The sequence below is a fragment of the Salinibacterium sp. SWN1162 genome, assembly GCF_015864675.1.
GTDB lineage: Bacteria > Actinomycetota > Actinomycetes > Actinomycetales > Microbacteriaceae > Rhodoglobus.
In genome coordinates this window covers 203263-223847 of record NZ_JADYWT010000001.1, presented here as the reverse complement: position 1 = coordinate 223847, position 20585 = coordinate 203263, and the positions used below count along the sequence as shown (strand labels likewise).

18 protein-coding genes and 1 riboswitch are annotated in these 20585 nt (G+C 64.6%); of the genes, 9 read left to right on the top strand and 9 right to left on the bottom strand.

Annotated features, from left to right (window positions below):
- Together I6E58_RS01040 and I6E58_RS01035 are read right to left on the bottom strand one after the other, a co-directional pair.
- Complete coding sequence (locus I6E58_RS01040) at nt 1-384, bottom strand: hypothetical protein (protein ID WP_197129449.1); 384 nt, start codon at nt 382-384, stop codon at nt 1-3.
- Nucleotides 385-393: 9 nt separating this feature from the next.
- Nucleotides 394-762 carry a hypothetical protein gene (locus I6E58_RS01035; protein WP_197129446.1) on the bottom strand — a complete coding sequence of 123 codons (369 nt, stop codon included), beginning with the start codon at nt 760-762 and terminating at the stop codon, nt 394-396.
- Nucleotides 763-807: 45 nt separating this feature from the next.
- Between I6E58_RS01035 and I6E58_RS01030 the strand changes: the two genes are divergently transcribed.
- From I6E58_RS01030 to I6E58_RS01020, 3 genes are all read left to right on the top strand, one after another.
- A complete protein-coding gene (locus tag I6E58_RS01030) occupies nt 808-1743 on the top strand; it encodes a DNA-3-methyladenine glycosylase (RefSeq protein WP_197129443.1) in 936 nt (311 codons plus the stop codon).
- A gap of 177 nt (nt 1744-1920) precedes the next feature.
- Nucleotides 1921-3162 carry a heparan-alpha-glucosaminide N-acetyltransferase domain-containing protein gene (locus I6E58_RS01025; RefSeq protein WP_197129439.1) on the top strand — a complete coding sequence of 414 codons (1242 nt, stop codon included), beginning with the start codon at nt 1921-1923 and terminating at the stop codon, nt 3160-3162.
- A gap of 14 nt (nt 3163-3176) precedes the next feature.
- Entirely contained in the window at nt 3177-4154 is a 978-nt protein-coding gene (locus I6E58_RS01020) for a hypothetical protein (protein ID WP_197129436.1), read from the top strand.
- Between the two features lie 25 nt (nt 4155-4179).
- Here I6E58_RS01020 and I6E58_RS01015 read toward each other — a convergent pair whose 3' ends face one another.
- The 5 genes from I6E58_RS01015 to I6E58_RS00995 form a co-directional block, all read right to left on the bottom strand.
- Nucleotides 4180-6117 carry a hypothetical protein gene (locus tag I6E58_RS01015; RefSeq protein ID WP_197129433.1) on the bottom strand — a complete coding sequence of 646 codons (1938 nt, stop codon included), beginning with the start codon at nt 6115-6117 and terminating at the stop codon, nt 4180-4182.
- Nucleotides 6118-6222: 105 nt separating this feature from the next.
- Nucleotides 6223-7068 carry a PHP domain-containing protein gene (locus tag I6E58_RS01010; RefSeq protein WP_197129430.1) on the bottom strand — a complete coding sequence of 282 codons (846 nt, stop codon included), beginning with the start codon at nt 7066-7068 and terminating at the stop codon, nt 6223-6225.
- Entirely contained in the window at nt 7065-8480 is a 1416-nt protein-coding gene (locus I6E58_RS01005) for an ADP-ribosylglycohydrolase family protein (protein WP_197129428.1), read from the bottom strand. The genes I6E58_RS01010 and I6E58_RS01005 overlap by 4 nt, the downstream gene beginning before the upstream one ends.
- Nucleotides 8481-8551: 71 nt before the next feature.
- Nucleotides 8552-9475 carry a hypothetical protein gene (locus tag I6E58_RS01000; RefSeq protein ID WP_197129427.1) on the bottom strand — a complete coding sequence of 308 codons (924 nt, stop codon included), beginning with the start codon at nt 9473-9475 and terminating at the stop codon, nt 8552-8554.
- On the bottom strand, nt 9472-10434 hold the full coding sequence (locus I6E58_RS00995) for an ARPP-1 family domain-containing protein (protein WP_197129425.1): 963 nt from the start codon (nt 10432-10434) through the stop codon (nt 9472-9474). The genes I6E58_RS01000 and I6E58_RS00995 overlap by 4 nt, the downstream gene beginning before the upstream one ends.
- Before the next feature lie 88 nt (nt 10435-10522).
- Here I6E58_RS00995 and I6E58_RS00990 point away from each other — a divergent pair, with 88 nt between their 5' ends.
- Both I6E58_RS00990 and I6E58_RS00985 read left to right on the top strand, forming a co-directional pair.
- The gene (locus I6E58_RS00990; protein ID WP_197129423.1) at nt 10523-11206 is read left to right on the top strand and encodes an NUDIX hydrolase; all 684 of its coding nucleotides are present in this window, start codon (nt 10523-10525) and stop codon (nt 11204-11206) included.
- Between the two features lie 33 nt (nt 11207-11239).
- The gene (locus I6E58_RS00985; protein ID WP_197129421.1) at nt 11240-11587 is read left to right on the top strand and encodes a hypothetical protein; all 348 of its coding nucleotides are present in this window, start codon (nt 11240-11242) and stop codon (nt 11585-11587) included.
- Here I6E58_RS00985 and I6E58_RS00980 read toward each other — a convergent pair.
- Nucleotides 11537-12325 carry a hypothetical protein gene (locus tag I6E58_RS00980; RefSeq protein WP_197129419.1) on the bottom strand — a complete coding sequence of 263 codons (789 nt, stop codon included), beginning with the start codon at nt 12323-12325 and terminating at the stop codon, nt 11537-11539. The genes I6E58_RS00985 and I6E58_RS00980 overlap by 51 nt on opposite strands.
- Nucleotides 12326-12771: 446 nt before the next feature.
- Entirely contained in the window at nt 12772-16275 is a 3504-nt protein-coding gene (locus I6E58_RS00975; protein ID WP_197129417.1) for a bifunctional RecB family nuclease/DEAD/DEAH box helicase, read from the bottom strand.
- Nucleotides 16276-16483: 208 nt separating this feature from the next.
- Nucleotides 16484-16598, top strand: a riboswitch (SAM riboswitch).
- A gap of 13 nt (nt 16599-16611) precedes the next feature.
- Between I6E58_RS00975 and I6E58_RS00970 the strand changes: the two genes are divergently transcribed.
- From I6E58_RS00970 to I6E58_RS00955, 4 genes are all read left to right on the top strand, one after another.
- A complete protein-coding gene (locus tag I6E58_RS00970) occupies nt 16612-17364 on the top strand; it encodes a hypothetical protein (RefSeq protein WP_197129414.1) in 753 nt (250 codons plus the stop codon).
- Nucleotides 17365-17419: 55 nt separating this feature from the next.
- Nucleotides 17420-18328 carry an endonuclease/exonuclease/phosphatase family protein gene (locus I6E58_RS00965; protein ID WP_197129412.1) on the top strand — a complete coding sequence of 303 codons (909 nt, stop codon included), beginning with the start codon at nt 17420-17422 and terminating at the stop codon, nt 18326-18328.
- A gap of 67 nt (nt 18329-18395) precedes the next feature.
- Nucleotides 18396-18944 carry a thioesterase family protein gene (locus I6E58_RS00960; RefSeq protein WP_129072705.1) on the top strand — a complete coding sequence of 183 codons (549 nt, stop codon included), beginning with the start codon at nt 18396-18398 and terminating at the stop codon, nt 18942-18944.
- Nucleotides 18945-19200: 256 nt separating this feature from the next.
- A complete protein-coding gene (locus tag I6E58_RS00955; protein ID WP_307841914.1) occupies nt 19201-20517 on the top strand; it encodes an extracellular solute-binding protein in 1317 nt (438 codons plus the stop codon).
- Nucleotides 20518-20585: the final 68 nt, after the last annotated feature.

Here is a 20585-nt window from a genome sequence, read left to right as displayed (position 1 = left end):
CTACCGGCGGGGGCTGTTCTCGGCGGCGACGAGCTCGGACTGGAGGAAGAGCATCCACTCGTCGAAGATCTGGTCGGGGCGTAGGAAGACGCGGCTGATGGTCTGGGCGGGAGTGCGACCGGAGTCGGGGAGGAGCCGGTGCCAGAGCATCCCGCGCACCAGCGTTGAGCCCAGCACGAAGCTGAGGGCATACGCGATGAGGGCGTTCAGGGCTTGCTGAAGCGGGGCGACATCGGGTTGCAGGAGCAGCACGGCCATGGCGCCGGCGAAGCCAAGAAGGATCGCGCCCACACGGAGGAAGGGCCGAGGCGCAGGCACGTGAACCCTGGCGTAGACGGCCCCGATGAGGAGGCCGCCGACGATCGCGCCGATAAACAGAAGCATGAGCGCAGTTTAGCCAGCGGCGGTGGTCTGGCCTTTGGAGAGTTCGCGTTCGGCGAGCATCGTGGCGTACTGCTTGGCTGTGAAGGAGTTGTCGTAGAGCTCGCGCACGAAGAACGCCCAGAACGACATCCCGGCTTCGGGAAAGCGATTGGTCCAACCCCAGGCGGCGTAGAGCGCGGCGGAGAGCCAGAAGATTGCCAAGAAGATGAAAGGGGCGGCCCAGTTGGTGCGGTCGAAGCTGATGATGAAGACCGCGGCGGCCGTCGTGACAAGCAGGCTGCCGACGAGGGCTGGCCGACTGGAGCGCGGTTTGCGGGCATCCACGTTGAGCATCCCGGCATAAGCGCCGAGGAGGATCATGGTGGTGAAGGTGAACATTGTGAGTGAAACTCTACGTCAGGGGTGCCGCGTAATCTAGGGCGCATGACTGACGCGCTCGCCGCCGCCGAGCCTCTGCGCCTGCGTTTCGCGCCCGGGCGGCCCGTCGATGTGCGCGCGACCTTGCGACCGCTGAAGCGAGGTGCCGGTGATCCGACGATGCGAGTGGATGACGCGGGCACCTGGCGCACGATGCTCACTCCTGCTGGACCCGCGACTTTGCTTCTCGTGCAGCACCAGTCGCACGTGGAGTGCACCGCGTGGGGTGCCGGAGCCGAGTGGGCGATCGACAGTGTTCCCGAATTGTTGGGGGAGGGTGACGACTGGAGCGATTTCGATATTTCGGCGCTCCCGTTCGCTGCTGAAGCTCAGCGGCAGAACCCCGGACTGCGGCTGACTCGCACGAAGCTTGTGTTCGAGGCGCTCGTGATGGCGATTCTGGAGCAGAAGGTCACGGGCATCGAGGCGAAGCGGGGGTGGCGCATCCTCGTCACCAAGTTTGGTTCACCAGCTCCTGGGCCTGCCCCGGCCGGGATGCGCGTGGTGCCGTCGCCGCAGGAGTGGGCGCGGATTCCGTCGTGGGAGTGGCACCGCGCCGGAGTCGGGCCCCAGCGCTCGGCGACCGTGATGCGCGCGACGCAAGTGGCGGCATCCCTTGAGCGCACGGTGGACTGGGGTCGTGGCGGGCCGCGCATCGAGGCCGCGCTGCGATCAGTCGTGGGCGTTGGCGTGTGGACAGCTGCCGAAACCGCGCAGCGCTCGCACGCCGACCCCGACAGCCCGAGCGTCGGCGATTACCACCTTGCCGCGGTCGTCGGCTGGGCTCTGATTGGCGAACCGGTCGATGATGAGCGGATGCTCGAACTGCTCGAGCCCTGGCGCGGCCACCGTCAGCGGGTTGTGCGACTCATCACGGCATCCGGGTTTCGCAAACCAGCCTTCGGGCCGCGGATGACTATTCAGGATCACCGCGGGCACTAGGGGCGCACAGGCGCACACCGGTCGCGTGGACCGCGGGGTGCGAGCGTGCGGTTTGCGGCACTCACGTCGTCGGCCTTCGGCGTTGCCCCGGTGGTATTCTGCTGCACAGCAGTCCACGCCCGCAGGCGGCACCGACTGCGTCAGTCACGTCGGCCGCAAGCCGGGATTCGGGAGCGCATGGCCAACGAGCGCGAGTCGGCAAGCACCGCTCCCACGGCGGCGGCGACACCAGCGGCGGCGACACCAGCGGCGGCGGCTTCAGCGACAGGGGCACCAGCGGCGTCGGCACCAGCGGCGAAGGGCCGCATCGACGCTCTCGACTGGGCGCGGGGCTGGATGCTCGTCGCGAGCTTGGGCGTCAATAGCGCCATCATCTCTATTCCGCTGCTAGGCCACGCGTCGTGGGCAAGCGTCATGCCCATCGACCTGATTTTTCCGCTCTTTGTCACGCTTGCCGGCTGCGGAATGGCGTTTGCCTTCCACCGTCGAGTCGAGCCGTGGGGAGTCGTGCGGCGCGCACTCGTGCTGCTCGCGCTGGGCCTCGCTTACAACGCGGTCGTCGATGCCACCACGTCGTTGACAGAACTGCGATTCACGGGAGTGCTGCAGCTCTACGCCGTAGTCATCATCGTGATGGCACTGCTTCATCTCGTGACGCGCAGCTGGCGCGGCTGGGCGCTGCTCACCATCCTGCTGGCGGTCGCCCACACGGCGCTGCTCTCGATCTTCGCGCGCGCCTGCGTCGCCACCCTGCTGACGCCCGAGTGCAACCCCTCGGGCCCGCTCGACTCACTCCTCTTCGGGGCATCCCATATCTATACGAACGGTGTTGCCGGGCATGACCCGGAGGGCATCATCGCGATCTTCGGCGCCCTCGTCTCGACGGCAGCCGGCGCGACTCTCGGCCACCTCATCCTGCATTTCCGCAGGAGCGAGGCCTCGAGCTCGACGCGCCTTCCGATCACCACCGTGCCGATCGTTCTCGCGATTGCCGCGCTGGTGGGTTTTGCCCTCGTGCTGTGGCTCGGCTCCGACCTGCTGGCCGGTGGCCCGGTGCCCCCGATGAAGCGACTCTGGACGGCACCCTTCGCCCTCAGTATTGCGGCGCTCGCCGCGGTGCTGCTCTGGCTCGGCCAAATCGCCCTGCCCTCCAGCGGATTCCGCACTGAGAGACAGAGCAGGTTCTGGATGCCGTGGGTCGCCCTCGGGCGCAACAGCCTGTTGGCCTATTTCGGCTCTCACCTGCTGATGGCGCTGCTGCGCCGGCCATTGCCAGGAGGCGTGTCAATCGCTGACCACTTTGCTCAGCTGTTCCCCTCGGCAATGCTCGCGCAAGTGGTGTGGACAACACTGTGGCTCGCGGCGTGGGTGCTGCTCGCGATCGTGCTGCACCGCCGTGGTTGGTATGTGAAGCCATGAGGGGCCAGCGCGTAGTGAAGTGGCTGGTGGCCGTCGCCTCGATAGTGGCAGTGACCGTGGGGTTGGGCGCGATCGCGCAGGCTCGCACCACGATCGAGCCGAGCGCCGTGATCTATGTTGGCCCGCATCCGGATGACGAGTTTCAGTACTGGTCTCTCTTCGAGGATCGAGCGGATGTATATAGCGTCGTCGTGTTGTTGACCCGCGGCGAGCAGACCGGTTTCTGTTCCCCCGAAGGGCTCGAAGCGGGCTGGCAGCCGGAGCTGGAGCCGGCGCCTGAGCCGCTGCCCGACGCGCAGTACAGCGAGGCGTGTGCCGAGGCGCGAGTGAATTCGTTTGTGAACTACTTCGTTGACATGGCTGACTCGGATGCGACCGTGCCCGGCCGGTTCGCGCCGGTCGAAACCTCGGCACCGGTGCCCGACCCCGACGGTGTCGTCTGCCGCATTGACGAAACCGACGAGTGCCTCGTGTCGACCACCGTGGATGTCTATCGCGATCTCGACGACCGCGGAGCCCTGCTGGTCTTCGATCTCGGCGATGGCGACCTCAGCGAGGCCGAAGTGGCCTGGGCGCTGGACTCAACGATCGACACTTTTGTGCCGCAGCTGGTTGGCGACGATGTTCACATCGCCGGAATTGTCGGCTCGTACTCCACCCCCGAGGGCGGCTACGAGGGATGCTTCGCGTACCCGCATCCCGACCACATCGCGATCGACGAGGCCCTCTGGGCCACCGACTTCGGTGCCGGCTTCCAAGCCAGCGCAACCTGCGCCACTGACCCGCGCCGCCAACTGTTCGACCGAGTATCGGATGCCGCCACAGACGCCGCCTTCGCGACCGAAGCCATCGAGGGCTCAACCGACGAGAAGCGCACCGGAGCCCACACCGCAAACTTCGGCTGGCTGCATGGCACCTACTACCCGGTCGCCCACCACGGCGAGAGCGAGCTGTTCCACCAGGATCAGCAGTTCTGGGTGCGGTATTGGTGAGGTTCGCAGCGTTCGCTTGGTGAGATTATGGTTCCATGTCGTCGTGCACAACGACTCGGCTTAACTCGATTTCCCCGTCGTCACAGTGCCAAAAGTGCAGACGCCGCGCTGATGCAACATTTTTTTCGATATGAACGCGCATACAGCGAGCTCCGTCGGGGCGAACTACATCACCGGCGGTCGCACCGTCGCCGCTGCGTAACGGGTGGAGCGCGCGGGCGGGAAGCTCACGCGCTCGACCGGTGAGTACGTCGACGACCGCTTTGAGGGTCTTCTCGCGAGAAGAGTTGTCATGTTGTTCGAACGAGGGCGCAAACTGCTCGCCGACTGAGTAGCTTGCCGGGAGCGGCCAAGTGGCCCGGTCGCTAGCGTCCATCCTTCCGATCCAAGCAAGGTAGATCTCGTGGCGAATCCACTCGTCAACGGTGTCAAAACGTTCTCGCCGTTGCTCGGGGCGAGGTTCCGAAAGAGTTTGTCGCGCCCGACGCAGCAGCGCACGCTGCGTTTGTTGGTCAGCTTTCAGCCTCACCAGTTGCTCTTGCTGCCGGATGTTCTCCGCGTGCAACTCTCGAAGTTCAAACCGGAGGATCGATGCTTGTTCAATGGCGCTCTCTGAACCGATTTGCTGCAGCTGCTCTTCTAGCCGCTTGGTGCGCTCGCGCTCCTGCTGAAGCGCTAGTTGGGTGGTAAGCAGAGCGGATGATTTGTGGCGCGATGCGGGTTCGGTGGGCGTGTCCGCGAGTCCTTCAACCGGCTCGTTGGCGGACTCGGCGTTAAATACTGAGTCGTCTTCAGACTCCGGATCGCAAACGACCGCGGTTTTGATTAGATGGATACCCGGAGCTGGCCGGGGTGCTGGCCGACGTGCCGAGGCCGAAGGTGGGGCGTTGCCTGTCGAATCACTGGGGAGAATTTCAGTGTCTCGTAACGGAACGGCAGAATCGTCGCGCTCGAGACTCACGTCGTCAGAGTTCGCGCGGTGTGCCGATTCCTCGTCACGCTCCGGAGACGGAGATTTCTTGGGGACGATTTCAGGCTTGTGCCGGTCTTCGACTAGCCAGGGTTCACCCCCGGGGATCAGCGCGAGGGGCGTGCAAATCTCTTCATCGTCATCCACGTCGCTCATCTGGAGCGCAGTGCGTCCCTGAGCATCCCGAACAACCCGTACCCGCACGACATCGCCGGCGGCCAAGAGCAAGTCGACACGGTCCAACGGATTCGTTGATACCTGTGCCCGTGTGACGGTGATGGGAAGCGAAGGGTGAACAGCGAGTACCCCTCTCTGCCGCTCAACGGAGACGACGAACGCCAGGGTCACGGCACCATCGGGGTAGTGCTTGAGGAGTTCTTTAGGTTCGACGCGCACTACATCGAGGGCGAGACGTTTGGTTTCGGGGTCATACAAGCCCGTGACGCCTTGGCCCTCGCAGATGACCCAGTCAAGGGGAATCTGCGGGAAAGTGAGCTCGTGAACAATGGTGGCGAACCCACCGGAGTCCAGCTGAACGAAAGCACGTTTTCCACCAGCGAGAAGGGAACGCACCTGGCCGCTGGCCGGAACGGAACTCGGCGCGGGCTTGGTAAAGAGACCCGCAGTGTGAGCCATGCCGAGAGCATCCGCTATCAACTTGTCGGTGACGTCAGCCGTATCCCACGGATTGTGAACGATGCGCAGCGGTGACTCTTCGGGCGCTTGCTGCCATGTGGTGCCTGTTGGATACACGCGGGCAGCGCCACCGTAGACCTGGCAGCGGTCGGGAAGGAGCTCATCGAGTTCGCGAGTGAGCGTGCCGGTAGGGATGACGAACAGGCGGCAGACATCCCCGGCCTCCTTCGCCAACTGGTCAACATCGACCAGCGGAGAGACACCGGCGACAGGAATCGACACGACCGCCCAGGGGCGGTCTCGACGTGGGCTGAGGAGGCCAGAAGCTAGCTCCTCGACATCAGTGCTGGAGTTCACCTGCTCTAGCGGCACCTTAACCACCTTCCCTCTGCGGCCCGGCCGGTCCGCTTGCTGAGAAAATATCGGTAGCCAACGACATCGAGGGCGCCAAGCGCTCCATGACTACAAGAGCCCCATCCCCGAAGTCGCGCTCGCGAGGAGCTCGTTGAGCACCTCGGGGGCAGTGGTGTTCTCGCCGAGGCGATTGGGCTTGACTGTCGAGTGGTAGTCGCTGGAGCCGGTCATCCGCAGCCCTAAGTCCGTGGCTAGGGCAGTAAGTTCTGTGCGGGCAAGGGCGGTGTGCTCGCGGTGGTCAACTTCGAGTCCGAAGAGTCCGGCATCCCGCAGCTCAGCGATCTCGGCGGCGGTAAGGCCGCTGCCCCTTCCGCCGTCTCGCGGATGCGCGATGACCGTGACGCCGCCGGCTTTCTGGACGAGGTCAACAGCGGTGAGTGGGCTCATCCGTATCAAGGGGACAAGGTATTTGCTGCCGTCCGCGAGAAGCTTCGTGAAGGCATCACGCGGAGTGGCGATGGCGCCGATCGCCACCAGCTCCGCCGCGATGTGCGGTTTGCCCAGCATCGTGCCGACACCGGCGCGCTCGGTGATGGACTCGAAGGAGACGTCGAAATCCTGCTGCAGGCGCTCGATGATCGCCCGGACACGATCCTCGCGTTGCTGGGGAGCTTTCGCGAGTTCGGCGAGCAACTCGGGCGCGTGTGGATCGAACAGGTACGCCAGCATGTGCACTGTGCCGCCCCGGGCATCCGTCGTAGAAAGCTCGGCACCACGAAGTAAGCCGATGCCCTGCTGCTGTGCGGCGACGGCTGCTTCCGCCCAGCCCGCCGTTGTGTCGTGATCGGTGAGGCCGATGACTGACAGCCCAGCTTGGGCACCCAGACGCATCAGCTCGGCAGGGGAGTCGAGGCCGTCGGAGACCGCGGAGTGCGTGTGGAGGTCGATCGTCATTCGGATGCTCCCTGAGTTGGAACCACGCTAGTGTCGGCAAGCGCTGCGCGAAATGCCCCGTTCGGGCGAGCGTTCGGCAGCGCCGCGCGTACCTCAGCCAGCGCGGTGTCGATCGGCAGTCCGAGGTGCCGCGCGGCATAGAGCGCAGCGACGGTGGGGGTGCGGCTGTGCGCCTGCACGCAGTGGAGCAGCACCGTGTGGCCTTCGGCGCGCAGGGCGGCCACGGCATCCGCTGCATCGGCGAGTACGAAGAGCAGGTTCGGGTTCTCGGAGGGCGTCGACTTGTCGATTAGGCGCACCTCGACACGGTGGCGGATGCGGGCCGGCACCTGCTTGGAGCCGATGCGGCAGAGTGACACCACGGCATCCACTTCGGGCGGAAGAGCATCAAGCGCGCCGACGGCGCCGAGCCAGACGCCGGCGTCGTGCGGATGCCGCACGAGCGTCGACACGTCGCCTAACTCGGTGTAGTCGATGCGTTCGGGCACCGGCTCGCCCCGCACGACCTCGGTTGAGAGGCGCACCAGGTCGAGGCTCGTGAGGTTCGGCCAGCCGTGCACGATGCGCTGCCAGGCGGCGGGAATCGCGGAGAGTCCCCAGCGGGCGCCCACGAGACCGCCCGCGATGGCGGCAACGGTGTCGGCGTCGCGGCCACCCCGCACGGCACGCTCGAGGGTATCGACGAGGCTCTCGCCGTTGACGATCGCCGACCACGCGGCCTGCAGCGCTTCGACAACCCAACCGTTTTTGGTGAAGTCGCGGGGCTGCTTCGTCTCGGCGTCCGCGATGAATGCGGCCCAGCGGGTGGCACGGTCGGGGGCGAGGGCCGGGAGTCCGACCCGAACATCCGCCTCGCCGGTGAGAATAGCGTGACGGATGGCGAGGCTCCAGAGCACGCAGGCGTCGCCGGCATCCTGATCGAAGTGGGTGAGGTCGCTGATCGCGCGGGCCGCCTCGGCGAGCCCTTGCGCGTCACCGAGGTAGGCGAGCGCGACCGGGGCGGTGCGCATGAGCGAGCCGTTGCCGCCACTGCGTCCGCGAGCGTCATGCACGCGGCGGGCGGAGGCGCGGGCGGCGCTCGCGGTAGGTTCGATGCCGCGCAGCACTCCGCTGGTCTGCACCCCGACGTCCGGAGCCGTCTTCGCCCAGTTGACCCAGGCCGCGACGATCTCGTCGAGCACAGCCTCGTCGCGCAGGTCGCGACCGGAGGCGGCCGCGCGCAGGATCGGCACGGCCATGGAGGTGTCGTCGGTCCATTCGCCGGGCGCCCAGCCGAAGCCACCGCCACCTTTCATGACGACCTCGCCCTCGAAGGGAGGCCCGAATTCGTAGCCGGCGCCGAGAGCATCGCCGCAGGCCATCGCGAGCATCACGCCGGTGGCGCGATCAGTTTGTGCACTAGAAAGTTTCATGGGGTCTCCGTGGGGTCGGATGCTGCATCGTCAAGAGGTGAGTCGTACGGCTGGGATTCAGCGGCAGTGCTTCACTCGGGCGTCGCCTGCAGCAGCTGCCGGGCGTTGAAATACTTGTTCGACAAGTGCACCTGAAGGTCGTAGTCGAGCTTGCGAAAACGCCACCCGGCGAGATTGTCATTGATGTCGGCAAGCTTGACCGCGAGAGCGATCGGATGGTGGCGGATGCGTTCGTAATAGTCGGCGTCCGCGACATCCGCTCGCCTGGTCAGCAGTACGACCGCCTCCACGATCTCGGGCAGCATCCCGGCCTTCAGCAGGTCAGTGGCGGTGATGTCGGTGTCTTCGATCACATCGTGCAGCCACGCGGCGCAGTGCTCGACCGGCTGGTTCAGCCAATCGAAGCTCTCGGCCACGCGGGCAGGGTGATCGATGTAGTCGTAGCCGAGCTTGTCGGTCTGCCCGCGGTGGGCGATCGACGCAATGCCGACGGCGATGCCGTGCTGCACCATGGCATCCACTTCGGTCATGAGCATGTCGTCGGTGTCGGTGTCGGTGTCGCTGTCGGTGTCGGTCTCGCTCGCGTGGTCATCCTCGAGGCCGGCTGCGTTGGTTGCGTCGGTTGTGTCGCTCATCACTTCGCCTTCCGGGCTGCGCTTCTTTTGATACATCTCGTCATCGGGGTCCCGACCAAAGTAGGCGTCGAGAAAGCTTCCGCCACCCGGCTCTGTGTCGACGGCGCCGGGGTTTAGTCGCTCGATGTCGTCTCGGCTGGTCTCGGCAAAGTGGGTGTCATCATCGTCACGGTAGTACTCGAACCCTGAGAGGTAGATCTCGTCCCAGTCATCCGTTTGCCACATGAAGTAGCGGCGCTCGCCGTCGAGGGTGATGCCGGTGAAGGTGCCGATGTGCAGAAAGCCGGTGTCGGTGAAGCGGGTGTAGAAACGTTGCGGTTCGGGGATGGGGCGTTCTCGGGCGGGGGTTGGTTCGCTCATGCGTTCTCCAATAGGGGGTGCGCGTCGTCAAACGCGGTGAGGTGGATGATGCTGGCTGTTGGTGCACTGGTGCTGGTGTGCATGTTGGTGTGCGCGTTTGTGTTCACGATTCCGGATGCCCGTAGTCGGCCCTGTTGTGACCGTACTGCGCGGGCGAGCCCCGCGTCTCCGCCGTCTTCGAGGGTCACGCCTTGCAGGTGACGGGTGAAGACGCGGGCATCGTGGGCAGTGGTGCGACGGCGTGGGGCGAGCTGGGCGTCCAGGGCGGCGGCGGCGAGGATGCCCTGCCACCGGCTGCGCAGCCCGGCAGTGTTGCCGAAGAATTCTGCTCCCATCACGCGACCGCCGATGCCGATGATCACGCCGCGCTGGCCGTCGAGTGGGCGGGCTTCGAGCTGGCGGGCGTGGAGTGGCGCGGAACGGTCGAGATGATCGAGCATCGACGAACTGGCGGTAGCGCCGAGGGTGTTCTCGAAGCGGCTGATGCGCTGCCACACTTCTGACTGCTGGTTGCCGCCGCGCTCGCCGCCGCCCCCTGCGTTGCCGCGCCGCACGCTGAGCGCACTGCGGCGGCCGCTGGCCTCGTGGGCGGCTTGGCCCTCCCCGGTTCGTGCGCCCCAACGCCCGGCTTCGACGCAGAACACTTCGGCGACGCGTGCCTCGAAGGGTTCGAGCAGAAGGCTGCGGGCGAGCATCCGATCCTGCCAGCCGCCTTTGAGGAGGTCGCCTTCGAGGGCGACGACGGGGCGGGCGGTGCTGTTCTGCAGCACGAGTTCGCCGACGACGGGGGAGCCTTCTCGTTCAGCGGTGCGGATGCTGCTGGCTTTCCAATCGAGGCCGGTGACGCGGGGTGAGTCGACCCAGAGGGGGAAGATGCTGAGGGCGCCGTGGTGGCTGCCGTGGCCGACGTGGAGCTGGGGGAGTGGTCTGTTCTGGTGGCGGTGAATCTCTCTGTTCATGATGCCTCCGATAGTTAGCGCACTGTTGCGCAAATTCAGAGTATGACACCCCACTGACATTTAGCGCGAATCTGCGATAATCGTACGTATGGAGATCTACCGCGACTCAAACGATCGGGCCCTGACCGACTACCCGCGCCCCTCCGTCGCCGTCGACACGGCGGTGCTCACGGTTCCGCCGGGCGGCGAGCTCAGCGTGCTGCTGGTGCGCGCTGGCACGGGCGCTGGCGTCGGCACTGGCACTGGCACCGGCACAGGTACCGGTACGACTTGGCGCCTGCCGGGCACCTTCCTGCACGAGGGCGAGTTGCTGGCGGATGCCGTGCTGCGCTCCCTGCGCACCAAGGCCGGAGTCTCGGGCTTGTCGCCCCGCCAACTCCACGTCTTCGATGACCCCGCCCGCGACAATCGCGGCTGGGTGCTCTCGGTCGCTCACCTCGATGTGGTGCCGTGGCCGAGCCTCACGATCGACGAGTCCCTCGCAAAAGTGGTGCCGGTGGCGGATGCTGGCGCCCTCCCGTATGGCCACAACGACATCCTCGACCAGGCGGTGGCCACTCTCCGTGCACGCTACGCGTCAGCCCCCGACCCGGCCGGCCTACTGGAGCACCCCTTCACCCTCCGCCAACTGCAGCACCTGCACGAAACCGTCACCGGCGAACCCCTCATGCGCGACAGCTTCCGGCGTGCCATGGAACCGCAGCTCGCGGCAACGGGCGAGCTCGCCGCCGGCACGGTGGGGAAGCCGGCGCGGTTATTCGTGCTGGGGTAATTTCAGTGGCCGGAAAGCAGCGAACGTCTGATCGTGGCGGCGGACAACGCAGTGCGAGCAGTCGAGGCATACCTGCCATTCGCCATGACGCTCGAGGCAGATATGGGCGGAATGTTCGCCCTCCACATCGACCTCGGCACCCGTGGAAATATTGACGACCTCCGCGACACTGCCTGCATCGATCCCGAAGACGACGACCTCCAGTGGTGCTTCGACATCGCCGGTGGCACCACGGCGATCGCGTTAGGTCTTCGCATCGACGCTCGTCCGTGGAGCCGCGCCTGGGTCACCGATCAAGCGCGACGAGCTGGCTCACCCTCTCACGGCTGGCTACGGTGCCTCGCAGCGGCGGTCAAACAACGACCACCCACACCTCAGTAGTTTGTATGAAGCTATGAACGGCTCCGCGATATGCTCCGGGCTTCCTGGCGCTTTCCCTTCGCCAACGCCCGAGCGTCGGTCAGGTGCCCCGAAGGTTGTGCGTTGGAAGAGCGACCAGCCGAGAACATGGGCGTCAGCGCTCATCTCGCGCCACAGTCGGCGTGCCGCGTCGCGAGACGGAAGGTCCGCGAAAGCGTAATCAGCTGCGGCGCCGATGACCTCAGTAAGCTTGAGGGTCGCCCCGGTGTGCCTGATCGAGACAACATCATCACGGCGTTCGCCCAACCACAGTCGCTGGTCGTCCAGGTCCGCGCGGTCATCAGGTTCGAGTCCGGTGCTGTCGAGAAACGCATAGTACTTGTCCATCTGCGCGTACATCTCTGAAAGGACGGTCAGACCCCGCTCGCGCCGCACATCTCGATTCTGGGGTCCCAAGATCCAGACGGCTTGGGATGCGCCGACTAGGGCTCCTCGCAGCACGGTGAAATGAGATGAGGGATAAAGCTGTTTTGCATTAATGGCATCGAGCGCGAGGCGAAGGTGTTCACCCGCGGCGGTGAGAGACAGCCGTGCAAGCTGACTGATCGCCATGTGCTGAAATATCTCATCATCGACCGCGAGCTCGCTTCCGCGCTCCGGTTCTTCCACGCGGTGAGCCCTGAGCCGCCAGCGGTCGAGGTCGGTCGCTGTGTCGAGCATCTGTTCCAGAGCCGCGCGCTGTGCTTCCGTGATGGCCATGGTCTGCACCCTAGCAACGCTTACCGAATTGCTCTCATGATTGTTCGCGCAGCGTGCTGACAGCCGATCCGTAAACGGGATCAATTCTGTCCGATATTGAATGCAGGGCTCTCACCTCCTTCAGCGCTTTCGGTCTCCCGTCAAGAGGGTCCCGAACGAAAACTCGCAAGGGTTGCTCAAACGCCTTGCGAGGCGGCGCTTTGATCGATGGTCCGGATCCACTTCCCATCTGGTAGCAGAAAGCAATTTCTACGTTTATGACCAGACCAGATCGATATGTTCGTGCTCTATCTAGCCAATCGTCGATTGGGAAATCCCTGACTGGCGCGAGTGATCGCTGTGTGGAGCTATATGGCAGCGATAGGCATCGCCTTCTTCTGGTCGAGACAGTCGCATTTGCGCCGCCACCCCCGCCGCTATTGCTAGGCGTATATGCGTCGCAATTTTTATGAGTCGAAAGCACCCTCAACCAACGAGATAAACCGACTCAACGTCGCCACGCCATCCGCGGTCTGCGGCAGCGAGTCGAGCAGCGCTGGCGAGTAGACGAGGTACGCGGCCCACTGGGCGCGCGAGATGGAGACGTTGAGGCGGTTGCGGGAGAGCAGAAAGTCGAGACCGCGGGGCACATCGTCGGCGCTCGAGGCGGCGAGGCTCACGATCGAGATCACTGCTTCGCGGCCCTGAAACTTGTCGACGGTGCCGACGACGACGCGCGAATAGCCCGCAGCATCGAGGCGGCCGCGGATGAGTTCTACCTGCGCGTTGTAGGGCGTCACCACGATGATGCCGTCCTCGTCGAGGGGCTTCGGGGTGCCGCCGGCCTGCGAGGTCCAGAGGGCTCCGAGGTGCTCGCGCACCAGCTCCACCACGCGATCCGCTTCCTCGCTCGCGAACGTTGAGTTGTCGACATGAGCGGTCGGCACCGAGTGCAGGCCAGGGGCGACGCCGGCGAGCATCCGCCCCTCTGTTGACGCGTGCGAGCGCAGCAGTCCGTCATACGAGAGTTGCGAGACGGGGCGCGTGACGGCCTCATCCATGCGGCGACTCTCCTCGAGGAAATAGCCGAAGTCATCCGGAAGCACCGCCAGCTCGCCGATCACATGACCCAACGCCGAACCATCAACCGGGGCCGGATGGATGCCCTGGCTCACCTGCGGAAGCTGCTGCGGGTCGCCGAGCAGCAAGATGCGTTTCGCGCTCGCCGCCACCCCAATCGTGTTCGCGAGCGAGAACTGGCCCGCCTCATCGATCACGAGAAGGTCGAGCTGGTCGGCCTGCACGCGCTTGCGGTTCGTCAGATCCCACGCCGTGCCGCCGATGACGTAGCCCGAATTCTCGTGCTCGAGGGCGAAACCCGCGTGACCGTTGTACGGCAGCTCGCTGAAGGGGCCCTCGGTGTAGTAGCCCGGCCCGAATTCGCCCGGCACCGCCTTCGCCACTAGCTCGCGGTCGAGGCTCGCGTCGAGCACCACCGCATCGAGAACGTTCTCGACCACCTTGTGCGACTGCGCGGTGATGCCCACCTTCCAGTGGTGTCTCTCGACAAGTTCGTGGATGACATGGGCCGCCAGATACGTCTTGCCCGTGCCGGGAGGGCCCTGCACGGCGAGATAGCCGCTCGGCCGCGAGACCAGCGAGGCGATGACGGCGCGCACACCATCATCCGCACTCTTCATCGGTTCGAGGGCACTCACCGTCGCGGGCGCTTTGTGCAGGAGAAGATCGGACATCGCGTCGTCGGGCCACTCGGGAGCGGCCGCAACGACCGTCTCGCCCCAGGCCTCGATTGCGGCGACGATGCTGTCGGCGCGCGGGGGCGGGCCGGGCGTGATGTGGGTGGGCATCTCATCCCACGCGGGGATCTCGTCGGGGCGGGTTTCGATCACGAAGATGCCGTCGGCATCCTCGGCGGGGTCAGAAAAACGCACGGCGCGGGCGATACGTTGCCCGGCCCGATGGCCCGGCGGAACGTACGGAAGCGGGTTGCCGTAGACGAGAAACACGTCGCCACCCGGCCGCGGTGCACTGCTGCCCGGCGCCCACTGGCCACGCAGGTGCAGGTGCCGACGCTCGGTGCGTTGGCGTCCCTCTTTATGCCAATCCTGAGTGAGCATCGCGCTGTCGACCACGAAGATTCCGCGAGTGTCTTCCCACAGCTCGGAGGGCTGCTCGAGGCGGTCGTAGTGCTCCCACCAAAAACTCTTGACCTCGCGCCGGTGATAATCGATAGCGGCAGCGGCCATTCGATAGGCGCTCGCGGCAGTGTCATCGCCACGTTCCTCAGCGTCATCGCCCAAGGCCTGCAGCTGAAGGTCGAGCGGGCTGGGCTCGAAGGCTTTGACGTCCAGCTCGGTCTCGTCGACGTCGACGGTCACACCCTGCACCTCGGGCAGCGCCCGCAGCCAATCGCGCAGCTTGAGCGTCGACACGCAGTCGTACTCGTTGTAGCGGGCGATCGCATCCCGAATCTCGGCCGCACGTTCCGCGTCGCCGTTGGCTGCCGCGACGCTCGACTCGACGTACTCGCCAATCGAATCGGCCGCGTTCGTCACCCCGGCACGTTCCTCGTCGCCCATATAGAGCGGCTCGAGTTTCTTGATCGAATACGACGGCGTTCCGATGCGCAGCGCGCCCCGCACGATCGGGTACAGGTCAACGAGCACACCCTCGCGCAGCAGCTGGTCGACAACATCCTCGCCCTCGCCATGCCGCGCGGCAATGCTCAGCAGATGCGTCTTCTCATAGGCGGCGTAGTGATAAATGTGGAGACCCGGATGCTGCTGCCGCCGTTCCGTGACGAACTTCAGGAATGACCGCAGCGCGGTTCGTTCCTCATCAAGGGAGTGCGCCCAGAGGCAATCGAAATCGCCCGCGGCATCCACCCAGCCGAAGAGGTAATCGAGGCCCCAGCGCGGCGTTCCGCCGATACCGGGCTCCGAATACATCGGGTCGCCCTCGAAGTCGAAGAAGAGGTCGCCGGGGTTGGGCGCGGGCAGGCTCGCGATCGGCAGGGGATCGACAACGACGACGGGCGGTTTCGCGTGGCTGTCTGCCGGGTCGACCGTGTGCTGCAGCTTGGCCTGAAGATGAAGCTTCGCCAAACTCGCCTTCGGGATCGCGAGGTCGTCGGGACGCTCCTCGGTTTCAGCGAGGTCTGTGAGGGTGCGGATGCCCGCCGCCAAGAACTTCGTGCGCTGCCCAGCCCGCAATCCCGCGACGGTAAACAGGTCATCGGCAGCTTGCGATGGTTCCTTGCAGAACTTGCAGCGGCCATCCCGCGCATAGCGTTCGTCATGCCAGTCGACCGGCTTACCCTCGGCGCGATGTTCGGCGATGATCGCGTGCATACGGGCGCGACGGCGCCGAAACACGGGGGCGATATCGGCCACAGCAGCGAGTTCGGAGGTGTCGTTGCCGAGGATCAACTCGACGGTGCCGTCGGCGGGAACACCGAGTTTCAGAAGTTGCTCGTGGTACGCCGCCAGTTGAAGCAGCGCGGTGACGCGCACGTGGCGCGAGAGCTTCGAATCGACCACCCGATAGCGGCCGTCGGGCTGCTTGACGAGAAAGTCGGCGTAGCCAATGAACGGTGACTCCGGGTCGGTTTCGTCAAAGAAGACGCCCTGAAAAACGACGGGGGCGCCGGCCAGTAGAGCATCGCGCGTGCGTGCCGCGTAGTCGCGCAGTACCGCGGCATCCCGCCCCGGAGGCTTATCGAACTCGACCATCGCATCACCAAACTCGTCGCGATAGCGATCCCGCAGCCGGGCCTCGTGAGCGTTGCCGAGCTCGGCCGCCCGCATGAGCATCGCGTCGTCGTCGGGCAGCGGATCAGTCGAGAACCCCAACCGCTTGTCGAGCACGCGCAGAAAGCCGAACTCGCAGTTCGAGGCTTGAGTCAGATCGCTGGCGCTCGTGACGAGAGCGGTATCGGTGAGAAGGTACATGTCTCAATCAGAATATGGCCGGCCGGAGACATCCGATCAGCGGTCGACGGTTAGCAGTCAGCAGTCAGCAGTCAGCGGTCAGCAGTCAGCGGTTGGCGTTCGGTCGGCAATCAACGAGCGGCGGATGCCTCACGCTATCGCGGATCATCCCCAGCGCCGGAGAAACCCTGACCCCAATGTCGGGGGTTGGCTCTAGCGTGAGAACTACGTTCAAGAGTTGCGGCCACACAGTACCTGGCTGGCCGCACGGCAACCCGATCCATCGAGCGGGTGCCCCAGGGGAAGAACGGGCGGCTCGTGTTCTCGAGCCGCAAGCTCGACGGATAGGAGCATCCCATGCCCGACAACTTTGACACCTCGAACGACCCGCACTACCCCAACACCCCGGACGATCTCGCCGCGCTAGGCGTCTACAAGATCCCCACCTCAGCGACATGGGCCACCATCGCCGCCGGACTGCTCGCTCGCCTCGACGCACTGCAGCCCGGCCACCTCATTGAACTCGGTTTCACAGTCGACTACCGAGAGATCGCCTGGGTCACCGTGTACCGCTCCGAGTCCGACACCATCACCGCGAGCGGCCCCTTCGGCCCCTACGAGCCGAAGGACCGCTCGACGTGGAGCTGGGATCCCGTTGACGAAGGCGACCAGCCCGCGCGAAACAGCCTCGTCTCGCACACCGTGGTCGATTTCCTCAAAACCCTCGACGGCATCCCGCAGAACCAAGAGCCGGTCAGCTTCAACGGGGCGGCACACTTTCGGATGGCTACTCCGAGCAGTGGATTCGTGAATCGCGAATCACAATGGGACAACTATCGTGAGCACCGCACCGGCGCCCAGATCGATCATCTGCTTCACTACGGGCACGCCATTCCGCTGGGGAGGGGCCACACGCAGAAGTACGTCGACGAGAACTTCCCCGGCTGGAGCTGGAGCGAACTCCTCAAGGTTTTCAAGGCTGCCGACATATTTCTGGGCCGCGCTGGTGCACCGCCGCGCTGCCACCCAACGGTCAAAGCGATCCACTTCACGGATGCTCGAACCTGGCAGGTCGAATGGCTCAGTGGTGAGATCACCCGATCCGCGTAGCCACCATCGGCTCGACGGTGAAAATTCTCATAACTTCACCCCATAGGGTGTAGCAATGACGGGAATCACCACCCCACGGTCAAAGCACTTTTCTGCGCTCGCCCCGGAGCGTGAGCCGCGACTGGCTTTCCCCTCCCGCGGCAGTTCGCTGATCGGCCCCGTCGATGCTCCCGGATTGCATGTGATGAGCTACAACATCCGACGTCGCCTGCCGAAGCTTTTGCCTCGCAACCCCGACCTGTGGCGACACCGCCAGCCGCTGATGAGACGACTACTGACGGCAGAACAACCGGCGCTCATCGGCGTGCAAGAAGCACTCTTCACGCAGAAGCAGTTTCTGCAGCGGGCGCTGGGGGAGCGCTATCGCGCGCTCGGGCATGGTCGCGAAAAGAACTCGGGCGGCGAAGGCTGCCCCATCTTTTATGACTCCCATCGGCTGGAGATGGTGGAGTGGCGGCAGTCCGCGCTCTCCGAGACTCCAACAGTGGCGGGATCGGTGTCGTGGGGCAATCGCACCCCGCGCGTTGTCGTCGAGGCAATTTTTCGTGACCGGGCCACCGGCATCCACTTTCAGGCGGTGAACACTCACCTCGACCATCGCTCGCGCACCTCGCGCCTTCGCTCGGCCGACGCGCTGCGAAACATTGTGCAGGCGACGCCGCATCCCACGATCATGACCGGCGATTTCAACACGGATGCTGACACCCACCCGTATGCCGAACTCACCGGTAACGGGCTGCTGATCGACACCTGGAACTCGGCCGAAGCGCACCTCACTCAGGAGTGGGGCACGTTCCCCAATTACGGTCCGCCGAAGCGCAATCGGAAACGGATTGACTGGATTCTGGCCACGCCGGGAGTTGTCGCCAAGAGAACCGGCATCAACGTCACGCGATACGAAGGCGGCTGGCCGTCGGATCACACGCCCGTGCAAGCCGTGGTGCGGTTCGCCGAGCCGCGCTAGAGCGAGTCGCTAGAGCATCTCTACAAACGATTTACCAACTCGACCACGATTCACCTAATCTGGCCGAGTGAATCTGATCTTCCGCACCATCCTGCACCGTATTCTCAGCACGCGTCGTTCGCCGCTCGGCATCACCGATGTTGGGAGCATGACACTGCGAGTGTTGCCCACGGATGTTGACCTGCTGCGCCACATGAACAACGGCCGCTACTTCTCGATCATGGATATCGGTCGTATGGACCTGCTGATCCGTGCCGGCGGCTGGCAGAAGCTCGAGCGCAAGGGCTACTACCCGGTCATGGCCAACGAAACGATTAGCTTTCGCAAGTCGCTCGATCTGTGGAAAGAATTTCAGCTTGAGAGCCGCGTTGTTGGTTATGACGAGAAGGCCGTCTTCGTTGAGCAGCGCTTCGTTGTCGACGGGCAGATTTACGCGCAGGCCATGACCCGCGCTCGCTTCCTCAAGCGCGGTGGCGGCACGGTCAGCGTCGCCGAACTGCTCGAAACCATCGGCTGGGATGCCGCCGCACCCGTCATGCCTGAGTGGGTTCAAGAGTGGGCTGATCATGTTGCGCTGCCTGTCAGTCGCGCAGACGCGCCCAGTACCTGGGAGTAAGCGCCTCCAGTTTTTCTCAGCAGCCCCCGCACTCGGCCACGAACTCGGCCAGAGTGCGGGGGCTGCTGCGGTTTACGGCCGGCGTAAAAACAGCAAGCGCTTGCTGTGAAAAGTCACATTTCACGATTTGTGAGAGCGCTCTCTTGACATTCGTGAGAGCGCTCTCTTAGACTCAGTCCGCAATCGTGAGAGCGCTCTCATTCCTGATGGGGGAACTCTTTCGGCACCAATATCCCTCATTCACAAGGAAGTGACCGTGAAAACTCAACGACGCACCAAGATGGTTGCAGCCGTCGCCGGCGCAGCATCCATCGCCCTTCTCGCCACGGGTTGTTCAGCAGCAGGAGATGGCGGCGACAGCGATGGCCCCATCACCCTCACCGTGACCACCTTCGGCACGATGGGTCTCGACGGACTGTACGCAGCGTACGAAGCCGAGAACCCCAACATCACCATCAAGCCCACCAACATCGACACCGGTGGAAACGCCCTCACCGACTGGAAGACCAAGCAGGCAGCAGGCGCCGGTCTCGCCGACGTTCAGGCTGTTGAAGAAGGCTGGCTCGGCCAGGTCATGCAGGTCTCCGACACCTTCGTTGACCTCAGCGAATACGGCGCCGACGACATCAAGGACCGCTGGGTTGACTGGAAGCTCGCTCAGGGCACCGACGCTGACGGCCGCATCATCGGCTACGGAACAGACATCGGCCCCGAGGGCCTCTGCTACAACGGAGACCTCCTCGAAGCCGCCGGCATGCCCGGCGACCGCGAAGGAGTTGCCGAGCTCTTCGGTGGCGACGACGCAACCTGGGATGAATTCTTCCAGGTCGGCAAGGACTACAACGACGCCACCGGCAAGGCCTTCTATGACCACTCCGGCTTCGTCTGGAACGCCATGGTCAACCAGCTCGACGAGGGTTACTACACCGCTGGTGGAGAGCTCGACATCGAAGGCAACGCCGACCTCAAGAGCCAGTGGGACAAGCTCGCCGACGGCGCAGCATCCGGTCTCTCGGCACAGCAGAGCGCCTGGGACTGGGGCGGGGGAAAGGCCTTCACTGATGGCTCTTTCGCTACCTTCATGTGCCCCGGCTGGATGCTCGGTGTCGTCAAGGGACAGGTTGAAGCAGCAGGCGGAGACGCCGACAGCGGCTGGGACTTCGCCGACGTCTTCCCCGGTGGAGCAGCTAACTGGGGCGGCGCCTTCCTGACCGTACCCACGCAGTCAGAGCACCCTGAAGAGGCAGCAAAGCTCGCCGCTTACCTCACCTCGGCTGAGTCCGAAGTCGCGGCCTTCCAGGCTGCAGGAACGTTCCCCAGTGTTGTAGCAGCGCAGACGGATGACGGCGTCACCGGCGGCAGCGAACTCAGCACCTTCTTCAACGATGCTCCCATCGGCACGATCCTCGGATCTCGTGCAGAGGGCGTCACGGCTCAGTTCAAGGGCCCGAACGATGCAGTCGTTCAGGAGCAGGTCTTCGGCCCGGCTACCAAGGAGCTCGACTCGGGTGTTGACGGCAACACCGCGTGGAACAACGCGCTTGAGGTTCTGAAGAACCTCGACCTCAACTAATCACCTAGAAGCATCTGAGGCCCCCGGCGTCCCCTCTGCCGGGGGCCTCATTTCTTGAAAGCGACTCC

Coding starts and splice junctions, on each gene's coding strand:
- I6E58_RS01040 (WP_197129449.1), bottom strand. CDS start 384: ATGCTTCTGTTTATCGGCGCGATCGTCGGCGGCCTCCTCATCGGGGCC.
- I6E58_RS01035 (WP_197129446.1), bottom strand. CDS start 762: ATGTTCACCTTCACCACCATGATCCTCCTCGGCGCTTATGCCGGGATG.
- I6E58_RS01030 (WP_197129443.1), top strand. CDS start 808: ATGACTGACGCGCTCGCCGCCGCCGAGCCTCTGCGCCTGCGTTTCGCG.
- I6E58_RS01025 (WP_197129439.1), top strand. CDS start 1,921: ATGGCCAACGAGCGCGAGTCGGCAAGCACCGCTCCCACGGCGGCGGCG.
- I6E58_RS01010 (WP_197129430.1), bottom strand. CDS start 7,068: ATGACGATCGACCTCCACACGCACTCCGCGGTCTCCGACGGCCTCGAC.
- I6E58_RS01005 (WP_197129428.1), bottom strand. CDS start 8,480: ATGAAACTTTCTAGTGCACAAACTGATCGCGCCACCGGCGTGATGCTC.
- I6E58_RS01000 (WP_197129427.1), bottom strand. CDS start 9,475: ATGAGCGAACCAACCCCCGCCCGAGAACGCCCCATCCCCGAACCGCAA.
- I6E58_RS00995 (WP_197129425.1), bottom strand. CDS start 10,434: ATGAACAGAGAGATTCACCGCCACCAGAACAGACCACTCCCCCAGCTC.
- I6E58_RS00990 (WP_197129423.1), top strand. CDS start 10,523: ATGGAGATCTACCGCGACTCAAACGATCGGGCCCTGACCGACTACCCG.
- I6E58_RS00980 (WP_197129419.1), bottom strand. CDS start 12,325: ATGGCCATCACGGAAGCACAGCGCGCGGCTCTGGAACAGATGCTCGAC.
- I6E58_RS00975 (WP_197129417.1), bottom strand. CDS start 16,275: ATGTACCTTCTCACCGATACCGCTCTCGTCACGAGCGCCAGCGATCTG.
- I6E58_RS00970 (WP_197129414.1), top strand. CDS start 16,612: ATGCCCGACAACTTTGACACCTCGAACGACCCGCACTACCCCAACACC.
- I6E58_RS00965 (WP_197129412.1), top strand. CDS start 17,420: ATGACGGGAATCACCACCCCACGGTCAAAGCACTTTTCTGCGCTCGCC.